Source organism: Streptococcus sp. HMSC078H12, from assembly GCF_001814615.1.
Taxonomy (GTDB): Bacteria; Bacillota; Bacilli; order Lactobacillales; family Streptococcaceae; genus Streptococcus; species Streptococcus salivarius_F.
Map to the genome: position 1 here is coordinate 205,574 of NZ_KV817339.1, position 318 is coordinate 205,891.

At 46.2% G+C, this 318-nt stretch carries 1 pseudogene; it reads left to right on the plus strand.

Going from position 1 to position 318, the window contains the following annotated elements:
- Nucleotides 1–318, plus strand: a pseudogene (locus tag HMPREF2979_RS10610) (glucosyl transferase); the annotation flags it as partial.

Sequence of the window (318 nt, forward strand, 5' to 3'; positions counted from 1 at the left end):
CTGATTGCATTCTCATGTGCAACTGCTCTTGCAAGTTTTACTTTAATCGCAAGACCTGCCTTCGCTGAGGAAGCTAAAGCTGATAGCTCAACAAACCTTGATGTGACTGCTGCTACCACTGCGAATGTAGAAACCACAGCAGACCTCGTAGAAACAAAGGTTGTCGAAGCTCCTGCTACTACTGAAAATGTAGGCACTACAAACGTCTCAGAACGAGCCACAACTTCTGCTGCAAGCTCTGAAACTGCCAGTGAAACAGCTTCAATAACTACAAGTGAAAGTCAATCACCTGCAGAATCAGCCGCAGGCCAAACACGT